Consider the following 25,047-nt stretch of genomic DNA (forward strand, 5'->3'; position numbering starts at 1 on the left):
AAGGAAAACGCACCATGAATCACGACGTCATCATCACCTGCGCACTCACCGGTGCTGGCGACACGACCGCCAAGAGCCCTCACGTGCCGGTCACCCCGAAACAGATCGCCGCAGCCGCTGTAGAAGCGGCCAAGGCCGGCGCCACGGTCGTGCACTGCCACGTCCGCGACCCGCAGACCGGCAAGTTCAGCCGTGACGTGGCGCTGTACCGCGAAGTCATGGAGCGCATCCGCGAAGCCGACGTCGACATCATCGTCAACCTCACCGCCGGCATGGGCGGTGACCTGGAAATCGGCCCCGGCGAGAACCCGATGGAGTTCGGCCCGAACACCGATCTGGTCGGCCCGCTGACCCGTCTCGCCCACGTCGAAGAACTGCTGCCGGAAATCTGCACCCTGGATTGCGGCACCCTGAACTTCGGCGACGGCGACACCATTTACGTCTCCACCCCGGCCCAGCTGCGGGCTGGCGCCAAGCGCATCACCGAGCTGGGCGTGAAGGCGGAGCTGGAGATTTTCGACACCGGCCACCTGTGGTTCGCCAAACAGATGATCAAGGAAGGCCTGCTCGACAATCCACTGTTCCAGCTGTGCCTGGGCATCCCGTGGGGTGCGCCAGCCGACACCACCACCATGAAAGCTATGGTCGACAACCTGCCTGCCGACGCGGTGTGGGCCGGGTTCGGCATCGGCCGGATGCAGATGCCGATGGCCGCGCAAGCGGTGCTGCTTGGCGGCAACGTGCGGGTCGGTCTGGAAGACAACCTGTGGCTGGACAAAGGTGTGCTGGCGACCAACGGCCAACTGGTCGAACGCGCCACTGAAATTCTCAGCCGCCTCGGCGCCCGCGTGCTGACCCCGGCTGAAGGTCGCAAGAAGATGGGCCTGACCCAGCGCGGCTGAAATCACCCTTTCCCCCGGTGGGCGGGCCATTGACGCCCACCGTTTTTTTGCCTCATTCCAGGAAGTGACCATGAGCTTTATCACCGAAATCAAAACCTTCGCAGCACTGGGCAGCGGCGTCATCGGCAGCGGCTGGGTCGCCCGCGCCCTCGCCCACGGCCTCGACGTGGTGGCCTGGGACCCGGCGCCGGGTGCCGAAGCGGCGCTGCGCAAACGCGTGGCCAACGCCTGGGGGGCGCTGGAGAAAAACGGTCTGGCGCCGGGCGCGTCGCAGGATCGCCTGCGCTTTGTCGCGACCATTGAAGAATGCGTGCGCGATGCGGACTTCATCCAGGAAAGCGCCCCGGAACGCCTCGAACTGAAACTGGATCTGCACAGCAAAATCAGTGCGGCAGCCAAGCCGAATGCCCTGATCGGGTCCAGCACCTCGGGTCTGTTGCCAAGCGAGTTCTACGAGAGCTCGACCCACCCGGAACGTTGCGTGGTCGGTCACCCGTTCAACCCGGTTTACCTGCTGCCGCTGGTGGAAGTGGTCGGCGGCAAAAACACCGCGCCGGAAGCGGTTCAAGCGGCATTGAAAGTCTACGAATCCCTTGGCATGCGCCCGCTGCATGTGCGCAAGGAAGTGCCGGGCTTCATCGCCGACCGCCTGCTCGAAGCGCTGTGGCGCGAGGCGCTGCATCTGGTCAACGACGGGGTGGCGACCACCGGTGAAATCGACGATGCGATCCGCTTTGGCGCCGGTCTGCGTTGGTCGTTCATGGGTACGTTTTTGACTTACACCCTGGCCGGTGGCGATGCCGGTATGCGCCACTTCATGTCGCAGTTCGGCCCGGCGTTGCAGTTGCCGTGGACGTACCTGCCGGCACCGGAACTGACCGACAAGTTGATCGACGATGTGGTGGACGGCACCAGCGATCAACTGGGCCGGCACAGTATTTCGGCGCTGGAGCGCTATCGTGATGATTGCTTGCTGGCGGTGCTTGAGGCGGTGAAGACCACCAAAGAAAAGCATGGAATGAGTTTCAGCGAGTGATGTGTCTGGCTTGAAACCGCTGCCCTCACCCTAACCCTCCCGAAACGTCGGACCGCCCAAGGGGAGAGGGGACTGACCGCGGTGAATGTACGAGCTACGCCGACCTGAAAATCCCAAGTCGAACTCAGCTCTCGAAAAGCTTGAAGATCGGCTCCCTTTCCCCCTCTCCCTGAGGGAGAGGGCTGGGGTGAGGGGGTAGCTTTTGATCTTGAACACCAACTTCCAGCGGAACCCAATCATGCCCACCCTCACCACCTACCAGACCCGCATCATCCCCGACTGGGTCGACTACAACGGCCACCTGCGCGACGCCTTCTATCTGCTGATTTTCAGCTACGCCACCGACGCTCTGATGGATCGTCTCGGCATGGACAGCAACAACCGCGAAGCCAGCGGTCACTCGTTGTTCACCCTCGAACTGCACCTCAACTACCTGCACGAAGTGAAGCTCGACGCCGAAGTCGAAGTGCGCACGCAGATCATCGGCCACGATCAGAAACGCCTGCACCTCTATCACAGCCTGCACCTGGCCGGCGGTGACAAGGAGCTGGCCGGCAACGAACAGATGCTGTTGCACGTCGACCTCGCCGGGCCGCGCTCCGCACCATTTACCCCGGACACCCTGGGCCGTCTGCAAGCCATCGTCGCCGAGCAGGCCGACCTGCCCGCCCCGGCTTACATCGGCCGGGTCATCGCCCTGCCCCCAGCCCGGTAAACTCATCCATCGCAAGGAGCCACTATGCACACCGCCGCTGCAGTTGCCGATTTTCGTACTTATCCGTTGATCAGCGCGCTGAACGGCGTGCAGAACCTGGCGGATCGCGTCCTGATCGAATGGGCTGACGGGCGCGTCAGCCCGTTCCACTACGTGTGGCTGCGGGACAACTGTCCGTGTCCGCACTGCGTCTACAGCGTCACCCGCGAGCAGGTGTTCGAGATCGTCGATGCGGCGCAGGATCTGTCGCCCTCCGCCGCGCACATCGACACCGATGGCTGCCTGCGTATCGACTGGCAGGACGGCCACCTCAGCCGCTTCGATGCCGGCTGGCTGCGGGCCCACGCCTATGACGACGAATCCCGCGCTGAACGCCTCGCCGCCAAACCTAAACCCTTCCTGTGGCGCAGCGATTTGCAATTGCCGGTGTTCGACTATTCAGCCCTGATGAACGACAACGCCGCATTGCTGCAATGGTTGCTGGCGGTACGCGACATCGGCTTGACCCAGGTGCGCGGCGTGCCCACCGAACCCGGCTCGCTGAAGCTGATCGCCCAGCGCATTTCGTTCATCCGCGAGAGCAACTTCGGTGTGCTGTTCAACGTTCAATCCAAGGCCGATGCCGACAGCAATGCCTACACCGCTTTCAACCTGCCATTGCACACGGATCTGCCGACCCGCGAGCTGCAACCGGGGCTGCAATTTCTGCATTGTCTGGTGAACGACGCCGAGGGTGGCGAGAGCATTTTCGTCGACGGTTTTGCGATTGCCGAAGCGTTGCGTCAGGAAGACCCCGCGTCGTTTCAGGCGCTGTGCGAGATCCCGGTGGAGTTTCGCAACAAGGACCGCCACAGCGATTATCGCTGCCTGGCGCCGATCATCGCCCTGGACGCGTTGGGCCGGGTCGCGGAAATCCGCATGGCCAACTTTCTGCGCGGGGCGTTCGACACGTCTGTGGAGCAAATGCCCTTGCTGTATCGCGCTTACCGGCGCTTCATCGCCATGACGCGCGAGCCACGTTTCCGGGTCATGCAACGACTCAATCCGGGCGAGCTGTGGTGCTTCGATAACCGGCGTACCCTGCACGCGCGCAATGCGTTCGACCCGACCACCGGGGCCCGGCATTTTCAGGGCTGCTACATCGATCGAGACGAGTTGCTGTCGCGGATTCTGGTGTTGCAACGCTAGACCGCATCATCGTAATTCGCAGGTAAAAAAAGCCCCGATACAAGCCGTGACAGGATCGGGGCGAGGGTACTGTTGAGGAGCTGCCGTGGCGAGGGTGACCAAACCTTCGTGAAGCGAGCTGAGGCCAGTGTGCCCACTCCCCTTGCCGGCAAGTTAGCCGAAAACGACATGCTCATAGCCAATGTGGACACTGCGACAAATCGCCCTTGCCGTGCCTGGGCAGGCCTACCAGAATCGAGCCACGACCTCCGTTGCCGAAGAAGGATTCGCGTCATGATGTATGCCGATTTGATCGATCAGGAAGACCTGTTGGGCCAGCTCAAGTCGTTGGGATTCGAAGTACCGTCGGGCTCCACTGCCCAGCAGGCCTGCGAGTGCGCGGTGCGGGGTCTGGACGATGTGCGGGCCAACACGCTGCGCACCATGGTCAAGCAGATGTACACCAGCAGCGCGAGCATTCAGCCGACCGTGCGCGAAGCCATCGACAAGCAGTTGCTGCCGGCCCTGGCGCAGTATCAGCAAACCCGCGCCTGACATCTGACCGAAAAAAAAGATCGCAGCCTGCGACAGTGCCCTTCCTGAAGGCGCTGTCGCAGGCTGCGATCTTTCGTTTTAGAGGCGCACGCTGGCGAAGGTCGACTCGTTGCGTGCCTGGCTCAACGCCGACATCGGCCCGGACAACGGCGACATCACGATGGCCTGCGGCAGCGGCATCATCGCCACCTGCTGGGTGGTGTTGGAGCCGACGCGCTCGTCACGCGGCGGAATGCCGAAGTATTCGCGGTAGCACTTGGAGAAGTGCGGTGTCGACACGAACCCGCAGACCGACGCCACTTCGATGATCGACATCGGCGTCTGCTTCAGCAGTTGCCGCGCGCGGATCAGGCGCAGCTTGAGGTAGTAGCGCGACGGCGAGCAATGCAGGTATTTCTGGAACAGGCGCTCGAGCTGGCGACGGGACACGGCGACGTACACCGCCAGTTCGTCGAGGTCGATCGGCTCTTCCAGGTTGGCTTCCATCAGCGCGACGATTTCCTGCAGTTTCGGCTGGTTGGTGCCGAGCATGTGCTTGAGCGGCACACGCTGGTGATCCTGCTCGTTGCGGATACGTTCGTAGACGAACATTTCCGAGATCGCGGCGGACAGTTCACGGCCGTGATCGCGGCTGATCAGGTGCAGCATCATGTCCAGCGGCGCGGTGCCGCCGGAGCTGGTGAAACGGTTACGGTCGAGGGTGAACAGCCGGGTGCTCATCGCAACGCGCGGGAAAGCTTCCTGCATCGCCGCCAGACACTCCCAGTGCACGCTGCAATCGAAGCCGTCGAGCAGGCCGGCGCAGGCCAGGGCCCAGCTGCCGGTGCACACGGCGCCGAGGCGACGGGACTGACGCGCCTGGCTTTGCAGCCACGAGACGTGTTCACGGGTAACGGTGCGCTGAATGCCGATCCCGCCGCACACGATAACGGTGTCGAGGGCCGGGGCTTTGTGCATGGAGGCGTCGGGGGTGATCTGCAGACCGTCACTGGCCCAGACCTGGCCGCCATCGACAGTGAGGGTGGTCCAGCGATACAGCTCGCGACCGGACAACTGGTTGGCCATGCGCAGGGGTTCGACTGCGGATGCCAGGGAAATCAGCGTGAAATTGTCCAGCAGCAGAAAGCCGATGGATTGAGGCGCACGGTTCTGGGGTTGAGCCCCGGAGTTGAACGACGTCATCGCGGTATCTCCTCACACAAAGCGGGTGATGGCCTCAGGCGGAGGCTCTTGTTATTGCCATCGTTCTCTTGCGTGAGACGGGCTTTGTTATGACAGAGCAATTGCCATGCCTAAAATTGAATGGCTGTTCAATAACTCCTGAAAACGACGTCGCGACGCGTCTATACAAGCGCTCCAACGGAGGGTAATTCGAAGTGCCATCAGCGGCCGCAAAAGCCCTGCCCCGGAGCGTGTGAGCAAATCGGTAGCACTTGTGGGAACTGGCCTGCGCACGATTGTCCTACAGTGTCACCGCAGGCACGGGTGACGGACGGTAGCGCCTGCAAATCAGGCGCTGGAGGTGGGAAAGACTCTTATCTGATAGCGACGCGCCAAAAGGTGGCGCGTTTTATTACCGATGCTCACTTGGTGCGCAGTTTTGACTGGTCCGAGGTTATCGAAGGAATCAGCATTCAACCGCGCTGACCGCCAACCCGCCCCGCGATGTCTCTTTATATTTGTCATGCATGTCGGCGCCGGTATCGCGCATGGTGCGGATCACCCGGTCCAGCGAAATAAAATGCTGACCGTCCCCACGCAAGGCCATCTGCGCCGCGTTGATCGCCTTCACCGCCGCAATCGCATTGCGCTCGATGCACGGCACTTGCACCAGGCCACCCACCGGATCGCAGGTCAGACCGAGGTTGTGTTCCAGGCCGATTTCCGCCGCGTTGCACAACTGCTCAGGGCTCGCACCGAGGATTTCCGCCAGCCCTGCCGCCGCCATTGCGCAGGCCGAACCGACTTCACCCTGACAGCCGACTTCAGCGCCGGAAATCGAAGCGTTCTTCTTGCACAGAATCCCCACCGCCGCCGCCCCGAGGAAGTAATCGACCACGTTGGCGTCGGTCACTGCCTCGCTGAATTTCATGAAGTAATGCAGCACCGCCGGAATGATCCCCGCCGCGCCATTGGTGGGCGCCGTTACCATGCGTCCGCCAGCAGCGTTTTCCTCGTTCACCGCGAGGGCGAACAGGTTGACCCACTCCATCGCGCTGAGGGTCGAGCCGATCACATTGGGCTTGTTCAATTCCTGAAGACTGCGGTGCAACTTCGCCGCGCGGCGGCGCACGTTGAGGCCGCCGGGCAGGATGCCTTCGTGCTTGAGGCCCTGCTCGACGCAATCCTGCATCGCCCGCCAGAGCTTCATCAGGCCGGCGCGGATTTCTTCTTCGCTGCGCCAGACCTTCTCGTTGGCCATCATCAGTTCGGCCACGCGCAGGTTGTGGATCTTGCACAGTTCCAGCAGTTCCACCGCGCTGGAAAAGTCGTAAGGCAACTCGGTGCGATCCAGATCCACCACACCGCTGGAGGCTTGCGCCTCGTCCACCACAAAACCGCCGCCGACCGAATAGTAGGTGTCGCGATGCAGCTCGCCGTGATCGCCTTCGGCAACCAGGGTCATGGCGTTGGGGTGGAACGGCAGGTTCTCGTCGATCAGGCGCATGTCGCGGCCCCATATAAAGGGCACCGACAAACGACCGTCGAGCAACAGCGTGTGGGTTTCACGCAAGGCCTGGATCCGCGGGCCGATCTGCGACGGGTCGATCGCGTCCGGCCACTCGCCCATCAGCCCCATGATCACCGCGTTGTCGCTGCCGTGACCGACACCGGTGGCCGACAGCGAACCGAACAGCTGCACCTCGATGCGGCGCACCTGCTCCAGTAGATGTTTGTCGCGCAACGACTCGACGAACAGGGCGGCGGCGCGCATGGGCCCGACGGTGTGGGAACTGGAAGGGCCAATGCCGATTTTGAACAGGTCGAAAACGCTGATAGCCATTGCTGCAGAGCTCCTGAGAGTGCCGGTCCGGGGCGTGAAGCGCCCGCTGGCGGAGCTGCTACGCTCAAGCTGCGATCCGCCGGAATGCCCGCATCATCGGGCTTTTCCCGGGTCGTTCGGCGTCTGACACCGACGTACTCATGCCCACTAACGCCGTGCCGGTTTCAGCCCGTGTTTTCGCCGTTTTTATGCGGTTCAGATGGCCAGACAGGGCAGAAAAAAGCTGTAAACGACGTCACTGACACTGGATGCGACCATCCCTGTACTGGATACGACGCACCCTGTAGGCGTCAGATTTTCACTGGTACATGATCGTATCGACTCGATTGCAAGGCGCTGCGGTAGAGCTGTCTCCAGAACGCCATCCAACCGCAACCCATAAGTGCGGTGGTCCAATCGGAACACTGCCAAAAAAAACACCAAGGAGTCCATTCATGAAAGGTTCCCCGTCGTTGTTGTTGGCCGCCATGCTGAGTCTGCCGTTACTGGCTCAAGCCGCAGAACCGGCGCAGTGCAGTACCGTGAACTTCTCCGATGTCGGCTGGACCGACATCACCGCAACAACCGCCACCACCTCCGTCGTGCTTCAGGCCCTCGGCTACAAGACCAAGACCACCATGATTTCCGTCCCCGTGACCTACAAGTCGCTGGCCGACGGCAAGAACATGGACGTGTTCCTCGGCAACTGGATGCCGACCATGGAAAACGACATCAAGGCCTACCGCGACGCCGGCACCGTGGAAACCGTGCGCACCAACCTCAAGGGCGCCAAGTACACCCTCGCCGTTCCGCAAGCCTTGTATGACAAGGGTCTGCACGACTTCGCCGACATCGCCAAATTCAAGAAAGAACTCGACGGCAAGATCTACGGGATCGAGCCGGGCAACGACGGCAACCGTCTGATCCAGAGCATGATCGACAAGAACGCCTTCGGCCTGAAAGACGCCGGCTTCAAGGTCGTCGAATCCAGCGAGGCGGGCATGCTGTCGCAGGTCGACCGCGCGCAGAAACGCGACACCGCCGTGGTGTTCCTCGGCTGGGCGCCGCACCCGATGAACAAGCGCTTCAAGATTCAGTACCTGACCGGCGGCGATGACTTCTTCGGCCCGGATTTCGGCGCCGCCACCGTGGCGACCAACACCCGCAAGGGCTACGCCGAGGAATGCAGCAACGTAGGCCAGCTGCTGAAAAACCTGGAGTTCACCGTCGACATGGAAAGCGAACTGATGGGCAACATCCTGGACGACAAGATGAAGCCTGACGCGGCCGCCAAGGCCTGGCTGAAAAAGAATCCACAGGTGCTCGATACCTGGCTCGCTGGCGTGACCACCATTGACGGTAAACCTGGCCTGGAGGCCGTGAAAGCCAAGATTGCCCAGTAATCGCTTATGCCGGGCGGGCTAGTCCCGTCCGGGCTGTTTATTTCCTTGCATGCGGACGTTCACTACCATGCTGATTGATCAGAAAATCCCTTTAGGCCAGTACATCGCGGGCTTCGTTGAATGGTTGACGCAACACGGCGCCAACACCTTCGACGCAATCGCCGTGACACTGGAAACGATGATCCACGGCGTGACGTTTGCGCTGACCTGGTTCAACCCGCTGGTGCTGATCGGCCTCATCGCCCTGCTGGCCCACTTCATTCAACGCAAATGGGGCCTGACCGCGTTCGTGGTAGCCTCCTTTCTGCTGATCCTCAACCTGGGGTACTGGCAGGAAACCATGGAAACCCTCGCCCAGGTCATGTTCGCGACCCTGGTCTGCGTGGTCATTGGCGTGCCGCTGGGCATCGTCGCCGCGCACAAACCGATGTTCTACACTTTGATGAGGCCGGTACTCGATCTGATGCAGACCGTACCGACCTTCGTTTACCTCATTCCTACCCTGACCCTCTTCGGGCTGGGTGTGGTGCCGGGCCTGATCTCGACGGTGGTGTTCGCCATCGCCGCGCCGATCCGCCTGACCTACCTGGGCATCCGCGATGTCCCGCAAGAACTGATGGACGCCGGCAAGGCCTTCGGCTGCTCGCGTCGCCAACTGCTTTCACGGATCGAACTGCCTCACGCCATGCCGAGCATCGCGGCCGGCATCACCCAGTGCATCATGCTGTCGCTGTCGATGGTGGTGATCGCGGCACTGGTGGGCGCCGACGGACTCGGCAAACCGGTGGTCAACGCACTGAACACTGCTGATATCGCCCTGGGCTTCGAAGCGGGCCTGGCGATCGTACTGCTGGCGATCATGCTCGACCGTATCTGCAAACAACCCGACGCCAAAGTAGGGGGTGACGCATGAGCATAATTCGCTTCGATAACGTTGACGTGATCTTCACCAGGGATCCGCGCGAAGCACTGAAACTTCTCGATCAAGGCCTGACCCGCAGTGAGATCCTGAAAAAGACCGGGCAGATCGTTGGCGTTGAAAAGGCCAGCCTGGACATCAACAAAGGCGAAATCTGCGTGCTGATGGGCCTGTCCGGCTCCGGCAAGTCGAGCCTGCTGCGCTGCATCAACGGCCTCAACACCGTGAGCCGCGGCAAGCTGTTCGTCGAACACGAAGGCAAGCAGATCGACATCGCCTCCTGCACCCCGGCCGAGCTGAAAATGATGCGCACCAAACGCATCGCCATGGTGTTCCAGAAGTTCGCTCTGATGCCGTGGCTGACGGTGCGCGAGAACATCAGTTTCGGTCTGGAAATGCAGGGTCGTCCGGAGAAGGAACGGCGCAAGCTGGTCGATGAAAAACTCGAACTGGTGGGCCTGACCCAATGGCGCAACAAGAAGCCCGACGAGCTGTCCGGCGGCATGCAGCAGCGTGTCGGCCTGGCCCGCGCGCTGGCGATGGACGCCGACATTCTGCTGATGGACGAACCGTTCTCGGCCCTCGACCCGCTGATCCGTCAGGGTCTGCAGGATGAACTGCTGGAACTGCAACGCAAGCTGAGCAAGACCATCGTATTCGTGAGCCACGACCTCGACGAGGCGCTGAAACTCGGCAGCCGCATCGCGATCATGAAAGACGGCCGGATCATCCAGTACAGCGTGCCGGAAGAGATCGTGCTCAACCCGGCGGACGATTACGTGCGCACCTTCGTCGCCCACACCAACCCGCTGAACGTGCTGTGCGGTCGCAGCCTGATGCGCACCCTCGACAACTGCAAACGCATCAACGGTTCAGTGTGCCTGGATCCGGGTGGCGATTCGTGGCTGGACCTGGCCGAAGGCAACACCATCAAGGGTGCGCGGCAGAACGGTTCGGTGCTGAACCTGCAGAACTGGGCACCGGGGCAAGCCGTGGAAGGGCTGGAGCGCAAACCGACGCTGGTGGACTCGAACATCGGCATGCGCGACGCCTTGCAGATCCGTTACCAGACCGGCAACAAACTGGTGCTGCACGACAACAACCATGTGGTGGGGATCCTCGGGGACAGCGAGCTGTATCACGCACTGCTCGGCAAGAACCTGGGGTAAGGCGGGATGAAAAAAAGGGATCGCGGTGAGCGATCCCTTTTTTATTGGGTCAGGGAAAGTCCCCTCACCCTAACCCTCTCCCAGAGGGAGAGGGAACTGATTGGGGGATGCTGCAGATATACGTCGACCTGATCTTGCTTCACCGAATCCATAATCGACTCGATTTTTCAGGTCGATGTACAACGCAAGACACCTCGGTCGGCTCCCTCTCCCCCCGGGAGAGGGCGGGGGTGAGGGAGCTTTTGACTTTAGCTATACACCCGGCCAAGGAGCTGCCGATGGCTTTCAAACTGATCGAGCACATCGCGTGTGATCTGATCCTGTGTGAAGCCCATCAGGTCGTAGTCCTGGCTGCCGTTGTGCAGGTACACCTCGGCGCGGTAGAAACGCTGGCGCGCTTCATCAGACTGAACCGACTCGCTCGGGGTCGCCAGGTAGCCGTCCAGGCTCACTTCGTAGACAAAAGGGTTGCCCTCTTCCATCTCGACCCGCACGCCCATGCAGCGCTTGGATTTGCCCAGCAGCGTCTGCACTTCCAGACCCTGTGCACGCATCTGCGCAGCGGCATCTTCCAGCGCCGGGCTGACGTGTCTGTCCATGAAGCGCTGAACCACCGACTGGCTCGGTTGCAGATCCAGCTGGGTCAGGCGCTCGCTGAAACCACGACGACCGCGTTCAGCCAGTTGCGCCTGCTCCTGTTCGATCTGCATGTCCTGGCGCATCGCCTTGTGCAGGCCGAACATGAAGCACACCAGCACCACCGAGAACGGCAGACCGGCCAGCACCACCATGGTCTGCATGGCTTCGAAGTTACCGGCGAACAGCAGGCCGATGGTCACCAGGGTGATCACGACCGACCAGAAGATCCGCAGCCAGTGCGGGGCGTCTTCGTCGACGTTGCCGCCCTTGCAGGACAGGTTCGCCATCATCACCGCACCGGAGTCGGCCGGGGTCAGGAACAGCACGAAACCAACAAAGATCGACACGCCGATCACGACTTTCGACGCCGGGTAGTGTTCCAGCAACTGATAGATCGCCATCGACGGCTGTTCCAGCGCCGTCTTGCCGAGCTCCACCGCGCCCTGGTTCATCACCAGATCCAGCGCCGAGTTACCGAAGATCGACAGCCACGCCAGGGTGAAACCCAGCGGAATCAGCAGCACGCCAGCCACCAGTTCACGCACTGTACGACCACGGGAAATACGCGCGATGAACATGCCGACGAATGGGGCCCAGGAAATCCACCACGCCCAGTAGAACAGAGTCCACAGGCCCAGCCAGCGGTCGGACTTCTCGCTGTCGCCTTCATAGACGTACAGGTCGAAAGTCTTCAGCACAACGCCGTTGAGGTAGTCGCCGATGTTCTGCACGAAGCCGTTGAGCAGGTGCAGGGTCGGGCCGAACAGCAGGACGAAAATCAACAGGCCGCTGAACAGGATGATGTTGAGGTTGGACAGACGACGGATGCCGTTTTCCACGCCGGACACGGCAGCGATAGTCGCCACGGTGCTCATCACGATGATCACGATCAACAGGTTGGTGTTGCTGTGTTCCATGCCGAACAGGTTTTCCAGACCAGAAGACACTTGCAGCGAGCCGATCCCCAGGTTGGTCACCAGACCCAGCAGGGTCACGAACATGCCGAAGCCGTCCACCGCATGACCGGCAGCGCCTTTGACCCAACGCTCGCCCACCAGCGGGTACAGCGCCGAACGCAGGGCCAGCGGCTGGTTATGACGATAAGCGAAATAAGCCACGGCCAGACCGACCAGCGCATAGATCGCCCAGCCGTGCAGGCCCCAGTGCAGGAAAGTCAGCTGAACGGCCTGACGTGCCGCCATGTTGGTCGCGGACGCACCTTCCGGCGGATTGAAGTAGTGATCCAGCGGCTCGGAGGCGCCGAAGTACAGCAGCGAAATACCGATACCCGACGAGAACAGCATCCCCGCCCAGGCACCGTAGCTGAAATCCGGGGTGTCGTCCTTGCTACCCAGTTTGAGTTTGCCGTAGGAGGAAAACGCCAGGCCGACCACGAAAACCAGGTAAGCGGCGATCACCACCATGTAGTACCAGCCGAAGCTGCGGGACAACCAGGCCTGAGCCACTCCCAGCATTCTGCCGGCCTCTTGCGGGGCGATGATCAGAATGGCGGTCAACAACAGAATCAGCGCGGTAGAGGTGTAGAACACCCAACCGTTGACCGTCACCTTCTCGGGCGGGGTCTTTATAAGCGAGGCAGAACTCATGGCACAAATGCTCCAGGCAGTGCGAGAGAAGAACACAAGGCAACACGGAACCCGACCAATCGGTTAGTTGGCAGCCGACCGGCGGGTGATATAAAGACACCCCGAAAAAAGCCCGAACCTGCAGAGATGGCATCGCGAATCGCCGTCGTGGCCGAGGCATGGACGTTCATCCGAAACCTGGCCTTGAGCGTCTTGCCCATTCAACACGTCCATCGAACATCGAACCGCGCCTTGCCCCGCGCAGGTTTCGAGCCTTTTCGGATGTCGGTTTTATCGCCACTTACACGTAGGAAAAATCTGTAGGCAGCGACGATTTGTCGCAGATCTTATTCTTTGTTGATTGAACGTTCAATCAAAACAAAATAGACTGGCCCTCAATCCGATAGGCGTCATTCGCCCGTCGGAAGGCCTAAGGAGATGTGCAAGATGCCCAAGGTCGGTATGCAACCCATCCGCCGCCAACAACTGATCGAAGCCACTTTGCAGGCGGTTGATCAGGTCGGAATGGGGGACGCCAGCATTGCGCTGATCGCCCGTTTGGCCGGTGTCTCGAATGGCATCATCAGTCACTATTTTCAGGACAAGAATGGCCTGATCGCCGCCACGATGCGGTATCTGATGACCGCCCTCAGCGAGAGCGTCACCGCGCGCCGTCAGGCGCTGGCAGACAACAGCCCCCGGGCGCATCTGCAGGTGATCATCGAAGGAAACTTCGACGCCAGCCAGGTCAATGGCCCGGCAATGAAAACCTGGCTGGCCTTCTGGGCCACCAGCATGCACCAGCCGTCTTTGCACAGGTTGCAGCGGATCAACGATCACCGTCTGTATTCCAACCTGTGCTGCGAGTTCCGCCGTGTGTTGCCGCTCGAAGATGCGCGCACCGCCGCCCGTGGACTGGCAGCTCTGATCGACGGTTTGTGGTTGCGCGGCGCGCTGTCGGGAGACGCTTTCGACACTGCGCAGGCGCAACAGATCGCTTACGAATACATGGATTTCCAATTGGCCAAGCAGGTGAGCTAGAGCACAGAGAAAACGCTCGGCCCCTGAACTGTCACTGACCAGTGATGCCACAGCTACATGGCTCACCCGGTGACCAACGCCAACCACTAATGCACTTGCGAGGACACTATGGCCCGTTTCGAACTGCAAAAACTCTACATCGATGGCGCGTACTCCGACGCCGGCAGCGATGCCACCTTCGAAGCCATCAACCCGGCTAACGGTGAAGTCCTCGCACAAGTGCAACGTGCGACCAAGGAAGACGTCGAGCGTGCTGTGGTCAGCGCCGAAAAGGGCCAGAAAATCTGGGCCGCGATGACCGCCATGGAGCGTTCGCGCATCCTGCGTCGTGCCGTCGACATCCTGCGCGAGCGCAACGATGAACTGGCTGCCCTGGAAACCCTGGACACCGGTAAAGCCTTCTCCGAAACCAAGTACGTCGACATCGTCACTGGCGCCGACGTGCTGGAATACTACGCAGGCCTGGTGCCCGCCATCGAAGGCGAGCAGATCCCGCTGCGTGACACTTCCTTCGTCTACACCCGTCGCGAGCCGCTGGGCGTTGTCGCCGGTATCGGCGCGTGGAACTACCCGATTCAGATCGCTCTGTGGAAATCCGCTCCAGCCCTGGCGGCCGGTAACGCGATGATCTTCAAGCCAAGCGAAGTCACCTCGCTGACCACCCTGAAACTGGCCGAAATCTACACCGAAGCCGGCGTTCCGAACGGCGTGTTCAACGTACTGACCGGCAGCGGCCGTGAAGTCGGCACCTGGCTGACCGAGCACCCGCGCATCGAGAAGATCTCTTTCACCGGCGGCACCGACACCGGCAAGAAGGTCATGGCCAGCGCTTCGGCTTCGTCGCTCAAAGACGTGACCATGGAACTGGGCGGCAAGTCCCCGCTGATCATCTGCGACGACGCCGACCTGGATCGCGCCGCCGACACCGCCATGATGGCCAACTTCTACAGCTCCGGTCAGGTCTGCACCAACGGCACTCGCGTGTTCGTGCCGAGCCACCTGAAAGCCGCTTTCGAAGCCAAGATCGTCGAGCGCGTTGCGCGCATCCGCGTTGGCAACCCGGAAGACGAAAACACCAACTTCGGCCCGCTGGTCAGCTTCCCGCACATGGAAAGCGTGCTGGGCTACATCGCCAAAGGTAAAGAAGAAGGCGCCCGCGTTCTGTGCGGTGGCGAACGTTTGACCGACGGCGAATTCGCCAAGGGCGCGTTCGTGGCTCCGACCGTGTTCACCGACTGCACCGACGACATGACCATCGTCCGTGAAGAAATCTTCGGCCCGGTAATGGCGATCCTGACCTACGAAACCGAAGAAGAAGTGATCCGTCGCGCCAACGACACCGACTTCGGCCTGGCCGCCGGTATCGTCACCCGCGACCTGAACCGCGCCCACCGCGTGATTCATCAACTGGAAGCCGGTATCTGCTGGATCAACGCCTGGGGCGAGTCCGACGCAAAAATGCCGGTTGGCGGTTACAAGCAGTCGGGCGTCGGCCGTGAGAACGGCATCAGCTCGCTGAACAACTTCACTCGCATCAAATCGGTACAGGTCGAGCTGGGCGATTACGTCTCGGTGTTCTAAGACCCGCCATCGTGTGCTGCCCGCGGAGCCGCCTTCGCGGGCAAGCCCGCTCCCACAAGGGAAGCGCTGGCTGTCTGACCTGACCAACTTCAAAGAGGGTGCATTCAATGTCCCAAGAATTCGATTACATCATCGTCGGTGCCGGCTCTGCCGGTAACACCCTGGCGACCCGTCTGACTGAAGACGAAGGCGTCACCGTCCTGCTGCTCGAAGCCGGTGGCCCGGACTACCGTCTCGACTTCCGCACGCAGATGCCGGCAGCCCTGGCATTCCCGCTGCAAGGCCGCCGCTACAACTGGGCCTATGAAACCGATCCGGAGCCACACATGGACGGTCGCCGGATGGAATGCGGTCGCGGCAAGGGCCTCGGCGGTTCCTCGCTGATCAACGGCATGTGCTACATCCGCGGCAACGCAATGGACTACGACGGCTGGGCGAAACTGCCAGGCCTGGAAGACTGGTCCTACCTCGATTGCCTGCCGTATTTCCGCAAAGCGGAAACCCGCGACATCGGCCCGAACGACTACCACGGCGGCGACGGTCCGGTCAGCGTGACCACTCCGAAAGCGGGCAACAACCCGCTGTTCCACGCCATGGTTGAAGCTGGCGTGCAGGCCGGTTACCCGCGTACCGAAGACTTGAACGGCTACCAGCAGGAAGGCTTCGGCCCGATGGACCGCACCGTGACGCCGAACGGCCGTCGTGCTTCCACCGCCCGTGGTTACCTGGACGTGGCCAAGAAGCGTTCGACCCTGACCATCGTCACCCACGCCCTGACCGACAAGGTTCTGTTCGAAGGCAAGCGTGCCGTTGGCGTGCGTTACCTGGTCGGCGCCGCTGAAGAACGCGTTGAAGCCCGCGCCCGTAAAGAAGTCATCGTCTGCTCCGGCGCGATCGCTTCGCCGCAACTGCTGCAACGCTCCGGCGTCGGCCCGGCAAAACTGCTGGAAAGCCTCGACATCCCGGTCGTTCACGATCTGCCGGGCGTCGGTGAAAACCTGCAGGATCACCTCGAGCTGTACCTGCAATACGCTTGCACCCAACCGGTCTCGCTGTACCCGTCGCTGCTCTGGTACAACCAGCCGGCCATCGGTGCCGAGTGGCTGTTCAACGGCACCGGCATCGGCGCCAGCAACCAGTTCGAAGCCGGCGGTTTCATCCGTACTCGCGAAGAGTTCGAATGGCCGAACATTCAGTACCACTTCCTGCCGGTCGCGATTAACTACAACGGCAGCAACGGTGTGAAAGAGCACGGCTTCCAGGCGCACATGGGTTCCATGCGTTCGCCGAGCCGCGGTCGCATCCAGGTCAAATCCAAGGATCCGCGCCAGCACCCGAGCATCCTGTTCAACTACATGGCCACCGAGCAGGACTGGCAGGAATTCCGCGACGGCATCCGCCTGACCCGTGAAATCATGCAACAGCCTGCACTGGACGCTTTCCGTGGCCGTGAAATCAGCCCGGGCATCGAAGTGCAAACCGATGAGCAGCTGGACAAGTTCATCCGCGAGCACGCCGAAACCGCGTTCCACCCGTCCTGCTCGTGCAAGATGGGCACCGACGACATGGCGGTAGTGGATGGCGAAGGCCGCGTGCATGGCATGCAGGGTCTGCGTGTGGTCGATGCCTCGATCATGCCGATCATCACCACCGGCAACCTGAACGCGCCGACGATCATGATCGCCGAGAAAATCGCCGACAAGATCCGTGGCCGCCAGCCATTGCCGCGCAGCAACGCACCTTACTACGTCGCTGGCGATGCGCCGGTGAAAGGCAAGGCACTGCGTGATGTGAGTGCTGTTGCTCAGTAAACCGTAATACCGCGTCACGGCTAATCGCTGGCAAGCCAGCTCCCACAGGTTTTGCGTCGTTCACAGATTCTGTGACCACCAAAAAACCTGTGGGAGCGGGCTTGCCCGCGATGAGGCCATGCAATTCACCGCAAATTCTCCTGCTTCACAGTAAATCCTCCGACACCCCCTCTTCACTTGATCCTACACCCCACGCAGGCCTACTCTAGTCCTCGCCCAATCGTTTCACCCCCTCCCGCCGAATCCGCTTCGCCGTTTCTCCCATAACAAGGAGGTTTCCCTGATGTTCGATTTCCACTCCCAGCTCAAGCAGCGCTTCGCTGCCTTGCGCACGGGCGCCGAATTTTTTTCCTTGCGGTATGTGCGCGAGTCCGGCCAGTACCTGTCGGTGCGCAAGAACGTCGCCGAACCGCCGAGCCTGAGCCGCGACGAAGGCGCGATGCTCACCGTCCGGGTCAACGGCGTCGAAGCCTACGCCGCGACCAATGACCTGTCGCAACAAGGCCTGCAAGCCGCCCTCGAGCGCGCCGAGCAGCAGGCCCGGCGGATCAAACCCCACGCCCTGCTTGACCTGAGCCAGCAGCCGGTGTCCAGCGACCGCGCCGACTACTTTTCACCCAATCTGGAACAACCCTTTCCGTCCCTGAGCGAATGCTTCGAGCTGCTCGGCGCGGAATCCGCCTCGGTGCCAAAGGATGAGCGCCTGGTGAACTGGGAAGTGAGCATCGGCATCACCCACGTCGAACAGATCTATTTGAGCAGCGCCGGCGCCGAATTGCGCCAGGCCCAGCGTTTCGTCTATCCGGGCCTGAGCGTCACCGCCTACGACGGCAACGACAGCCAGACCCGCAGCCTCGGCCGCGAGAACTTCGGCCAGCAGGGCGGCGCCGACGTGATCAGCCGCTGCGGTTTGATCGGTGCTGGCCCGCAAGTCGCCGATCAGGCGCTGCAACTGCTGCTCGCACCGAACACCCCGCAAGGCCCGCGTGATTTGCTGCTGATGCCCGACCAGATGATGTTGCAGATCCACGAATCCATCGGCCACCCGCTGGAGCTCGACCGGATCCTCGGCGACGAGCGCAATTACGCCGGCACAAGCTTCGTCAAAGCCTCGGATTTCGGCAGCCTGCAATACGGTTCGAAACTGCTCAACGTGACGTTCGATCCGGGCATTCCCGAAGAACTGGCGAGTTACGGTCACGATGACGACGGTTCCAAGGCCAGCAAGCAATTTTTGATTCACGAAGGCCTGCTGGTCCGTCCGTTGGGCGGTGCACTGTCGCAGTTCCGCGCGGGGCTGGACGGCGTCGCCAACAGCCGCGCCTGCGGCTGGAACCGCCCGCCGATCGACCGCATGGCCAACCTCAACATCGAGCCGGGCGACCAGCCGCTGGAGCAACTGATCGGCGGCATCGAAAACGGCATTCTGATGAGCACCAACCGCTCATGGTCGATCGACGATGCCCGCAACAAATTCCAGTTCGGCTGCGAATGGGGCCAGTTGATCGAAAACGGCGAACTCAAGGGCGTGGTGAAAAACCCGAACTACCGGGGCATTTCCGCGCACTTCTGGAAGAGTCTGCGCGCCGTCGGCAACGCCGGCACCACTCAGGTGCTGGGCACGCCGAACTGCGGCAAGGGCGAACCGAACCAGGTGATCCGCGTCGGCCACGCTTCACCGGCCTGCGTGTTCAGCAATGTTGATGTGTTTGGGGGAGACGCCTGATGAGTATTTCCAAGAGCCAGTCCGAGGCGTTCAAGCTGCTGGTCAACTGGCTGCACGATGCCGTGCGCGAGCCGGAACAGTTCACCCTGAGTTACGACGCCGAATCGTCGGCCTTCGTCCGTTTCAACCACGCCAAGGTGCGTCAGGCCGGGCAGGTGCAGCAAGCCGGTATTGGTCTGAAACTGATCGACGACGGTCGCCATGCCGACCTGCACATCACCCTGTCCGGCGAGCAGGCCACCGACCTGCAACGTCTTGCCGAAGGCTTGCAGCAACTGCGCGAAACCCTGCCGCTGCTGCCGCAGGATCCGTACCTGTTGCTCAACCACAACGGCTGGCAGAGCCAGAGTGTGCAGGAGCATCCGCTGCCGGACACCGAGCAGGTCGTGGCGCAAATCGCCCAGGCGGCCGAAGGTCTGGATCTGGTCGGTTTCTACGCTGCCGGCCCGATCAGCCGTGGTTTCGCCAGCTCTTCCGGCGCATTCGGCTGGCATCAGGCCAACAGCTTCAACTTCGATTTCAGCCTGTTCCACGAGAACGGCGAAGCGGTGAAGGCCAGCTACGCCGGGCATGACTGGAACAGCGAAGACTTCGCCAAACGCATCCAGCAGGCCCGCGAACAACTCGAGTTTCTCGGTCGCCCACTGCGCACCCTGCCGCCCGGCCAATACCGCGCCTATCTGGCGCCGGCGGCGCTGGAGGAAATCATGGGCATGCTGTGCTGGGGCGGTTTCTCGGCGCAGTCGATTGCCAGCAAAAGCAGCCCGCTGCAGAAGCTGTATGCCGGCGATCAGGCATTCAGTCCGCTGGTGTCCCTCGACGAGAAAGTCAGCGACTCGCTGAGCCCGGCATTCTCCGGCGAAGGTTACCCGCGCAGCGATCTGCGGTTGATCATCGAAGGCAAAGCGGGTGATCAGTTGGTGGGTTCGCGCAGTGCCGCCGAGTACGGTCTGACGGCCAACGGCGCCGGCGGTGGCGAATCGCCGAGCGCGCTGAACATGGGCGCCGGTGATCTGCCGCAGGCCGAGATCCTCAAACAGTTGGGCACCGGCCTGTACATAAGCAACCTGTGGTACCTGAACTTCTCCGATCAACCAGCGGCACGCCTTACCGGCATGACCCGGTTTGCCACGTTCTGGGTCGAGAATGGCGAGATTCAGGCGCCGGTCAGCACCATGCGTTTCGACGACAGTGCCTACAGCCTGCTGGGTTCGCATCTGGAAGCGTTGACCGCCGAACGGGAATTGCTGCTGTCGGCGAGCACTTACAGCCAGCGCAATACCTCGTCGGCATTGCTGCCGGGGGCATTGGTGAGCCGATTGACCTTGACCTTGTAAAAGCATCGCGAGCAGGCTCGCTCCCACAGGTTCGCGCAGTCCATGTGGAAACGAGCCTGCTCGCGATGAAGTCACCCCGGATTTACTGCGCCCATCACCAGAGGTTCCATGCCCAACCGCCCGCCTCTCGACGCCATCACCGCCCGCTGGTTGCCATGGGTCGTCGCCATCGCTTTCTTCATGCAGTCCCTCGACGGGACCATCCTCAACACCGCCCTGCCGGCCATGGCCAGGGATCTGGCCGAAGACCCGCTGCGCATGCAGGGCGTGATCATCGCCTACATGCTCACCGTGGCCCTGCTGATTCCCGCCTCAGGCTGGATCGCCGACCGCTTCGGCACCAAGAAAATCTTCTTCGGTGCGATCCTGCTGTTCAGCCTTGGCTCGCTGCTCTGTGCCTTGTCGAGCAGCCTGAGCATGCTGATCGGCGCGCGCGTGATCCAGGGCCTCGGCGGTGCGCTGATGCTGCCGGTCGGGCGTTTGGTGGTGCTGCGCGCCTACCCGCGCTCGGAACTGGTGCGGATCATGGGTTTCATCACCATTCCCGGCCTGCTCGGCCCGCTGATCGGCCCGACCATGGGCGGCTGGATGGTGGAATACCTGACGTGGCACTGGATCTTCCTGATCAACCTGCCGGTCGGCGTCATCGGTTGCTACGCGGTGTGGAAATTCATCCCCGACCTGCGCGGCACCGAGCGCACGCGTTTCGATAGCCTGGGTTTCCTGCTGTTCGGCGCGGCGATGGTGCTGATCACTATCGCCATGGAAGGCCTCGGCGAACTGCACCTGCCGCACCTGCGGGTGATGCTGTTGCTGTTCGGCGGCATGGCGTGTCTGGCGGCGTACTGGCTGCGCGCCGGGCACATTGAAAACCCGCTGTTCGCGCCGTCGCTGTTCAAGACCCGCACCTTCGCGGTCGGCATTCTCGGCAACCTGTTCGCCCGTCTGGGCAGCGGCGCCCTGCCGTTTCTGGTGCCGCTGCTGCTGCAAGTGGCGCTGGGGTATTCGCCGTCCCAGGCCGGGATGAGCATGCTGCCGCTGGCCGCAGCCGCGATGGTCGCCAAGTGGGGCGCGCGGCCACTGATCGAGCGTCTGGGCTATCGCATCGTGCTGACCGGCAACACCCTGTTTCTAGGGATCATGCTGGCGAGCATGGGCCTGGTCAGCGAGCAGACGCCATACTGGCTGCTGCTGTGCCTGCTGGCGATTCTCGGGGCGATCAACTCGCTGCAATTCACCGCGATGAACACCGTGACCCTGATCGACCTCGACGACGCCAGCGCCAGCAGCGGCAACAGTTTGCTGTCGGTGGTGGCGCAGTTGTCGCTGAGCCTTGGCGTGGCGTGCGCCGGTGCGCTGCTCGGTGGCTTTACGGCGGAGATCGGCAATGACGGCGTTGAGACCGTGTTGGGCGCGTTTCAGCTCACGTTCGTGACTGTTGGGATCATGGCCATGTTGGCCGCAACCATTTTTTCTCAACTTTCAAAGAATGACGGACGGCGAGTCAGACGTCCGGAAGAGCACATCGAGTCTTAGGGCTATTGGCCACCGGGCTGGTACACTGCGCGACATTTTGTTTTGCAGGCCAGTCCCGTGACCACCATCGCCACCGCTTTTAATACTTTGCCGCTGTCCGCCGCCATGCTGGCTAACCTCGACTCCCTCGGTTATGCCCAGATGACGCCGATCCAGGCGCAGAGCTTGCCGGTGATCCTCAAGGGGATGGACCTGATTGCCCAGGCCAAGACCGGCAGCGGCAAGACCGCCGCGTTCGGCATCGGCCTGCTGAACCCGATCAATCCGCGCTACTTCGGTTGCCAGGCGCTGGTGATTTGCCCGACCCGTGAGCTGGCTGACCAGGTCGCCAAGGAAATCCGTCGTCTGGCCCGTGCCGAAGACAACATCAAGGTCCTGACCCTGTGCGGCGGCGTGTCCTTCGGCCCGCAGATCGGCTCGCTGGAGCACGGCGCGCACATCATCGTCGGCACCCCGGGCCGCATCCAGCAGCACCTGCGCAAGGGTTCGCTGGTCCTCGACGGCCTGAACACGCTGATCCTCGACGAAGCCGATCGCATGCTCGACATGGGTTTCTACGACGCCATCGAAGACATCATCGAGCAGACCCCGGCCCGTCGTCAGACCCTGCTGTTCTCCGCTACTTATCCGGTGGGCATCAAGCAACTGGCGTCGAAGTTCATGCGCGACCCGCAAACGGTCAAGGCCGAAGCGTTCCACGACGACACCCAGATCGAACAGCGCTTCTACGAGATTTCCCCGGAAGAGCGCATGAGCGCGGTGACCAAGGTCCTGCACCACTTCCGTCCGGCCTCCACCGTGGCCTTCTGCTTCACTAAGCAGCAAGTGCAGGAAACCGTCGATCACCTGACCTCCAAAGGCATTTCCGCCGTCGGCCTGCACGGCGATCTGGAGCAGCGTGACCGCGATCAGGTGTTGGCGATGTTCGCCAACCGCAGTACTTCGGTACTGGTTGCCACCGACGTTGCCGCCCGTGGTCTGGACATCGATGCACTGGACATGGTGATCAACGTCGAACTGGCCCGCGACTCGGAAATCCACATTCACCGCGTCGGCCGCACCGGTCGTGCCGGCGAGAAAGGCATCGCGGTCAGCCTCGTTGCGCCGTCCGAAGCGCACCGCGCGCAAGCCATCGAGCAACTGCAGAAAACCCCGCTGAACTGGGATCAGGTGGACAACCTCAAGTCCCAGGGCGGTGCCCCGCTTCAACCGCCGATGAGCACGCTGTGCATCGCTGGCGGGCGCAAGGACAAGGTGCGTCCGGGCGACATTCTGGGCGCACTGACCGGTGAGGCCGGCATTCCGGGCGCCCAGGTCGGCAAGATCGCGATCTTCGACTTCCAGTCCTATGTGGCGGTTGAACGTACCGTGGTCATGCAGGCGCTGCAGCGTTTGAACAACGGCAAGATCAAGGGTCGTTCGCTGCGCGTTCGCGTTTTGTAAGAACGCTTGATCGTTCCCACGCTCTGCGTGGGAATGCATCCTGTGACGCTCCGCGTCACGATTCAAAAGCGGACGCAGAGCGTCCATGGCGGCATTCCCACGCAGAGCGTGGGAACGATCTACGTGATGATTGTGTGAGGACACCGTTTTGCGCTCTACCGAAGTCGTGATCATTGGCGCTGGCGCCGCAGGGTTGATGTGTGCACTGACCGCCGCCGGGCGCGGGCGTCAGGTGATGCTGCTCGACCACGCGAACAAGGCCGGCAAGAAAATCCTGATGTCCGGCGGTGGGCGCTGCAACTTCACCAACATGTACACCGAACCGAGCAATTTTCTCTCGCAGAATGCGCACTTCTGCAAATCCGCGCTGGCCCGCTACACCCAGTGGGACTTCATCGGCATGGTCGCCAAGCACGGCGTGCCGTACCACGAGAAAAAGCTCGGCCAACTGTTCTGCGATAACAAATCCAGCGACATCCTCGGCATGCTGCTGGACGAGTGCGATCAGGTCGGCGTCAACCTGCACCTCGACACGTCGATCCAGACCATCGAGAAGGTCGAGGGCGGTTACCTGCTCGACACGACTCTCGGCCAGATCCAGTGCCAGTCGCTGGTGATCGCCACCGGCGGTCTGTCGATCCCGACCCTCGGCGCGACCGGTTTCGGTTATCAAGTCGCCAAGCAGTTCGGCCACGACCTGCTGCCAACACGCGCCGGGTTGGTGCCGTTCACCATCACCGATCAGCTCAAGGAGCTGTGCACCGAACTGTCCGGCACCTCGGTGGATTGTCTGGTCAGCTGCAACGACCAGAGTTTTCGCGAGAACATCCTGTTCACTCACCGTGGCCTCAGTGGCCCGGCGATTCTGCAGATTTCCTCGTTCTGGGAGCCGGGCGACACGGTCGAGATCAACCTGCTGCCGGATCACGACGCCGCGAGCTGGCTGCAACAGCAAACCGCCGAACGTCCGAACAGCGAACTGAAAACCCTGCTCGGCGAAATCTTCACCAAGAAGATGGCCAACCTGCTGGCGGACAACTGGTTCGTCTCCAAACCGATGAAGCAGTACACCCACGCCGAACTGGCGGACATCGCCGAAAAGCTCGGCAGCTGGAAAGTCGTCCCGGCCGGCACCGAGGGCTATCGCACCGCCGAAGTCACCCTCGGTGGCGTCGACACTCGTGAAGTGTCGTCCAAGACCATGGAATCGCTGAAAAGCCCGGGCCTCTACTTTGTCGGCGAAGTGCTCGACGTCACCGGACATCTGGGCGGATTCAACTTCCAGTGGGCGTGGGCCTCTGGTTACGCTGCCGCGCAGTACGTCTGACCCAGGTTTTTTTAGATTTGAAATGCAATCCCTGTGGGAGCTGGCTTGCCAGCGATGGCGGCCTGACAGTCAGCAATGATGTTGGGTGTACTGGCCTCATCGCTGGCAAGCCAGCTCCCACAGGTTTGTGTGCAAGATTCAAAATTTGAAGTCGGCGCAGGAACCCAAAGG

General features: G+C 61.7%; 19 protein-coding genes. 16 read left to right on the plus strand and 3 right to left on the minus strand.

Annotated elements, in window-relative coordinates; translation table 11 throughout:
* The first annotated feature begins 14 nt into the window (after positions 1-14).
* From ABFB52_RS27080 to ABFB52_RS27100, 5 genes are all read left to right on the plus strand, one after another.
* A complete protein-coding gene (locus ABFB52_RS27080; protein WP_064380223.1) occupies positions 15-902 on the plus strand; it encodes a 3-keto-5-aminohexanoate cleavage protein in 888 nt (295 codons plus the stop codon).
* Between the two features lie 70 nt (positions 903-972).
* The gene (locus tag ABFB52_RS27085) at positions 973-1,938 is read left to right on the plus strand and encodes an L-carnitine dehydrogenase (RefSeq protein WP_102685738.1); all 966 of its coding nucleotides are present in this window, start codon (positions 973-975) and stop codon (positions 1,936-1,938) included.
* Positions 1,939-2,176: 238 nt separating this feature from the next.
* The gene (locus ABFB52_RS27090) at positions 2,177-2,653 is read left to right on the plus strand and encodes a thioesterase family protein (RefSeq protein ID WP_064380221.1); all 477 of its coding nucleotides are present in this window, start codon (positions 2,177-2,179) and stop codon (positions 2,651-2,653) included.
* A gap of 24 nt (positions 2,654-2,677) precedes the next feature.
* Entirely contained in the window at positions 2,678-3,841 is a 1,164-nt protein-coding gene (locus ABFB52_RS27095; protein ID WP_129972210.1) for a gamma-butyrobetaine dioxygenase, read from the plus strand.
* 273 nt (positions 3,842-4,114) lie between these two features.
* Positions 4,115-4,375, plus strand: a complete 261-nt coding sequence (locus tag ABFB52_RS27100) for a hypothetical protein (RefSeq protein WP_007959758.1) — start codon at positions 4,115-4,117, stop codon at positions 4,373-4,375.
* A gap of 78 nt (positions 4,376-4,453) precedes the next feature.
* Here ABFB52_RS27100 and ABFB52_RS27105 read toward each other — a convergent pair whose 3' ends face one another.
* Positions 4,454-5,557, minus strand: coding sequence for a GlxA family transcriptional regulator (locus ABFB52_RS27105; protein ID WP_011336300.1), 1,104 nt, complete (start codon positions 5,555-5,557; stop codon positions 4,454-4,456).
* Positions 5,558-6,002: 445 nt separating this feature from the next.
* The gene (locus tag ABFB52_RS27110) at positions 6,003-7,379 is read right to left on the minus strand and encodes an L-serine ammonia-lyase (protein ID WP_102685741.1); all 1,377 of its coding nucleotides are present in this window, start codon (positions 7,377-7,379) and stop codon (positions 6,003-6,005) included.
* Between the two features lie 434 nt (positions 7,380-7,813).
* Between ABFB52_RS27110 and ABFB52_RS27115 the strand changes: the two genes are divergently transcribed.
* The 3 genes from ABFB52_RS27115 to choV all read left to right on the plus strand — a co-directional run bounded on the left by ABFB52_RS27115 (position 7,814) and on the right by choV (position 10,849).
* Positions 7,814-8,761 (plus strand): choline ABC transporter substrate-binding protein, encoded by a 948-nt coding sequence (locus tag ABFB52_RS27115; RefSeq protein ID WP_085746647.1) that lies wholly within the window; start codon positions 7,814-7,816, stop codon positions 8,759-8,761.
* 67 nt (positions 8,762-8,828) lie between these two features.
* Entirely contained in the window at positions 8,829-9,674 is an 846-nt protein-coding gene (gene choW, locus ABFB52_RS27120; RefSeq protein ID WP_007959749.1) for a choline ABC transporter permease subunit, read from the plus strand.
* The gene (gene choV, locus ABFB52_RS27125; RefSeq protein WP_085746648.1) at positions 9,671-10,849 is read left to right on the plus strand and encodes a choline ABC transporter ATP-binding protein; all 1,179 of its coding nucleotides are present in this window, start codon (positions 9,671-9,673) and stop codon (positions 10,847-10,849) included. Before choW ends, choV begins: the two co-directional genes overlap by 4 nt.
* A gap of 248 nt (positions 10,850-11,097) precedes the next feature.
* Here choV and ABFB52_RS27130 read toward each other — a convergent pair whose 3' ends face one another.
* Entirely contained in the window at positions 11,098-13,038 is a 1,941-nt protein-coding gene (locus tag ABFB52_RS27130) for a BCCT family transporter (protein WP_256656662.1), read from the minus strand.
* Between the two features lie 483 nt (positions 13,039-13,521).
* On the opposite strand from ABFB52_RS27130, the gene betI reads away from it, so the two are divergent.
* From betI to ABFB52_RS27170, 8 genes are all read left to right on the plus strand, one after another.
* Positions 13,522-14,115, plus strand: coding sequence for a transcriptional regulator BetI (gene betI, locus ABFB52_RS27135; RefSeq protein WP_102716752.1), 594 nt, complete (start codon positions 13,522-13,524; stop codon positions 14,113-14,115).
* 108 nt (positions 14,116-14,223) lie between these two features.
* Complete coding sequence (gene betB / locus ABFB52_RS27140) at positions 14,224-15,696, plus strand: betaine-aldehyde dehydrogenase (protein WP_085746649.1); 1,473 nt, start codon at positions 14,224-14,226, stop codon at positions 15,694-15,696.
* Between the two features lie 107 nt (positions 15,697-15,803).
* A complete protein-coding gene (betA, locus tag ABFB52_RS27145) occupies positions 15,804-17,507 on the plus strand; it encodes a choline dehydrogenase (RefSeq protein WP_102716751.1) in 1,704 nt (567 codons plus the stop codon).
* Between the two features lie 283 nt (positions 17,508-17,790).
* Complete coding sequence (locus tag ABFB52_RS27150) at positions 17,791-19,233, plus strand: TldD/PmbA family protein (RefSeq protein ID WP_129972212.1); 1,443 nt, start codon at positions 17,791-17,793, stop codon at positions 19,231-19,233.
* Positions 19,233-20,570: a TldD/PmbA family protein gene (locus ABFB52_RS27155; protein WP_129972213.1), complete on the plus strand. Its 1,338-nt coding sequence runs from the start codon at positions 19,233-19,235 to the stop codon at positions 20,568-20,570. The genes ABFB52_RS27150 and ABFB52_RS27155 overlap by 1 nt, the downstream gene beginning before the upstream one ends.
* A 108-nt stretch (positions 20,571-20,678) precedes the next feature.
* The gene (gene mdtD, locus ABFB52_RS27160) at positions 20,679-22,106 is read left to right on the plus strand and encodes a multidrug transporter subunit MdtD (protein WP_007959733.1); all 1,428 of its coding nucleotides are present in this window, start codon (positions 20,679-20,681) and stop codon (positions 22,104-22,106) included.
* A gap of 57 nt (positions 22,107-22,163) precedes the next feature.
* Complete coding sequence (gene dbpA / locus ABFB52_RS27165) at positions 22,164-23,549, plus strand: ATP-dependent RNA helicase DbpA (RefSeq protein WP_007959732.1); 1,386 nt, start codon at positions 22,164-22,166, stop codon at positions 23,547-23,549.
* 148 nt (positions 23,550-23,697) lie between these two features.
* Positions 23,698-24,876 (plus strand): NAD(P)/FAD-dependent oxidoreductase, encoded by a 1,179-nt coding sequence (locus ABFB52_RS27170; RefSeq protein ID WP_007959730.1) that lies wholly within the window; start codon positions 23,698-23,700, stop codon positions 24,874-24,876.
* Positions 24,877-25,047 lie beyond the last annotated feature (171 nt).

Source organism: Pseudomonas sp. 9.2(2024) (genome assembly GCF_039695385.1).
GTDB lineage: Bacteria > Pseudomonadota > Gammaproteobacteria > Pseudomonadales > Pseudomonadaceae > Aquipseudomonas > Aquipseudomonas paraglycinae.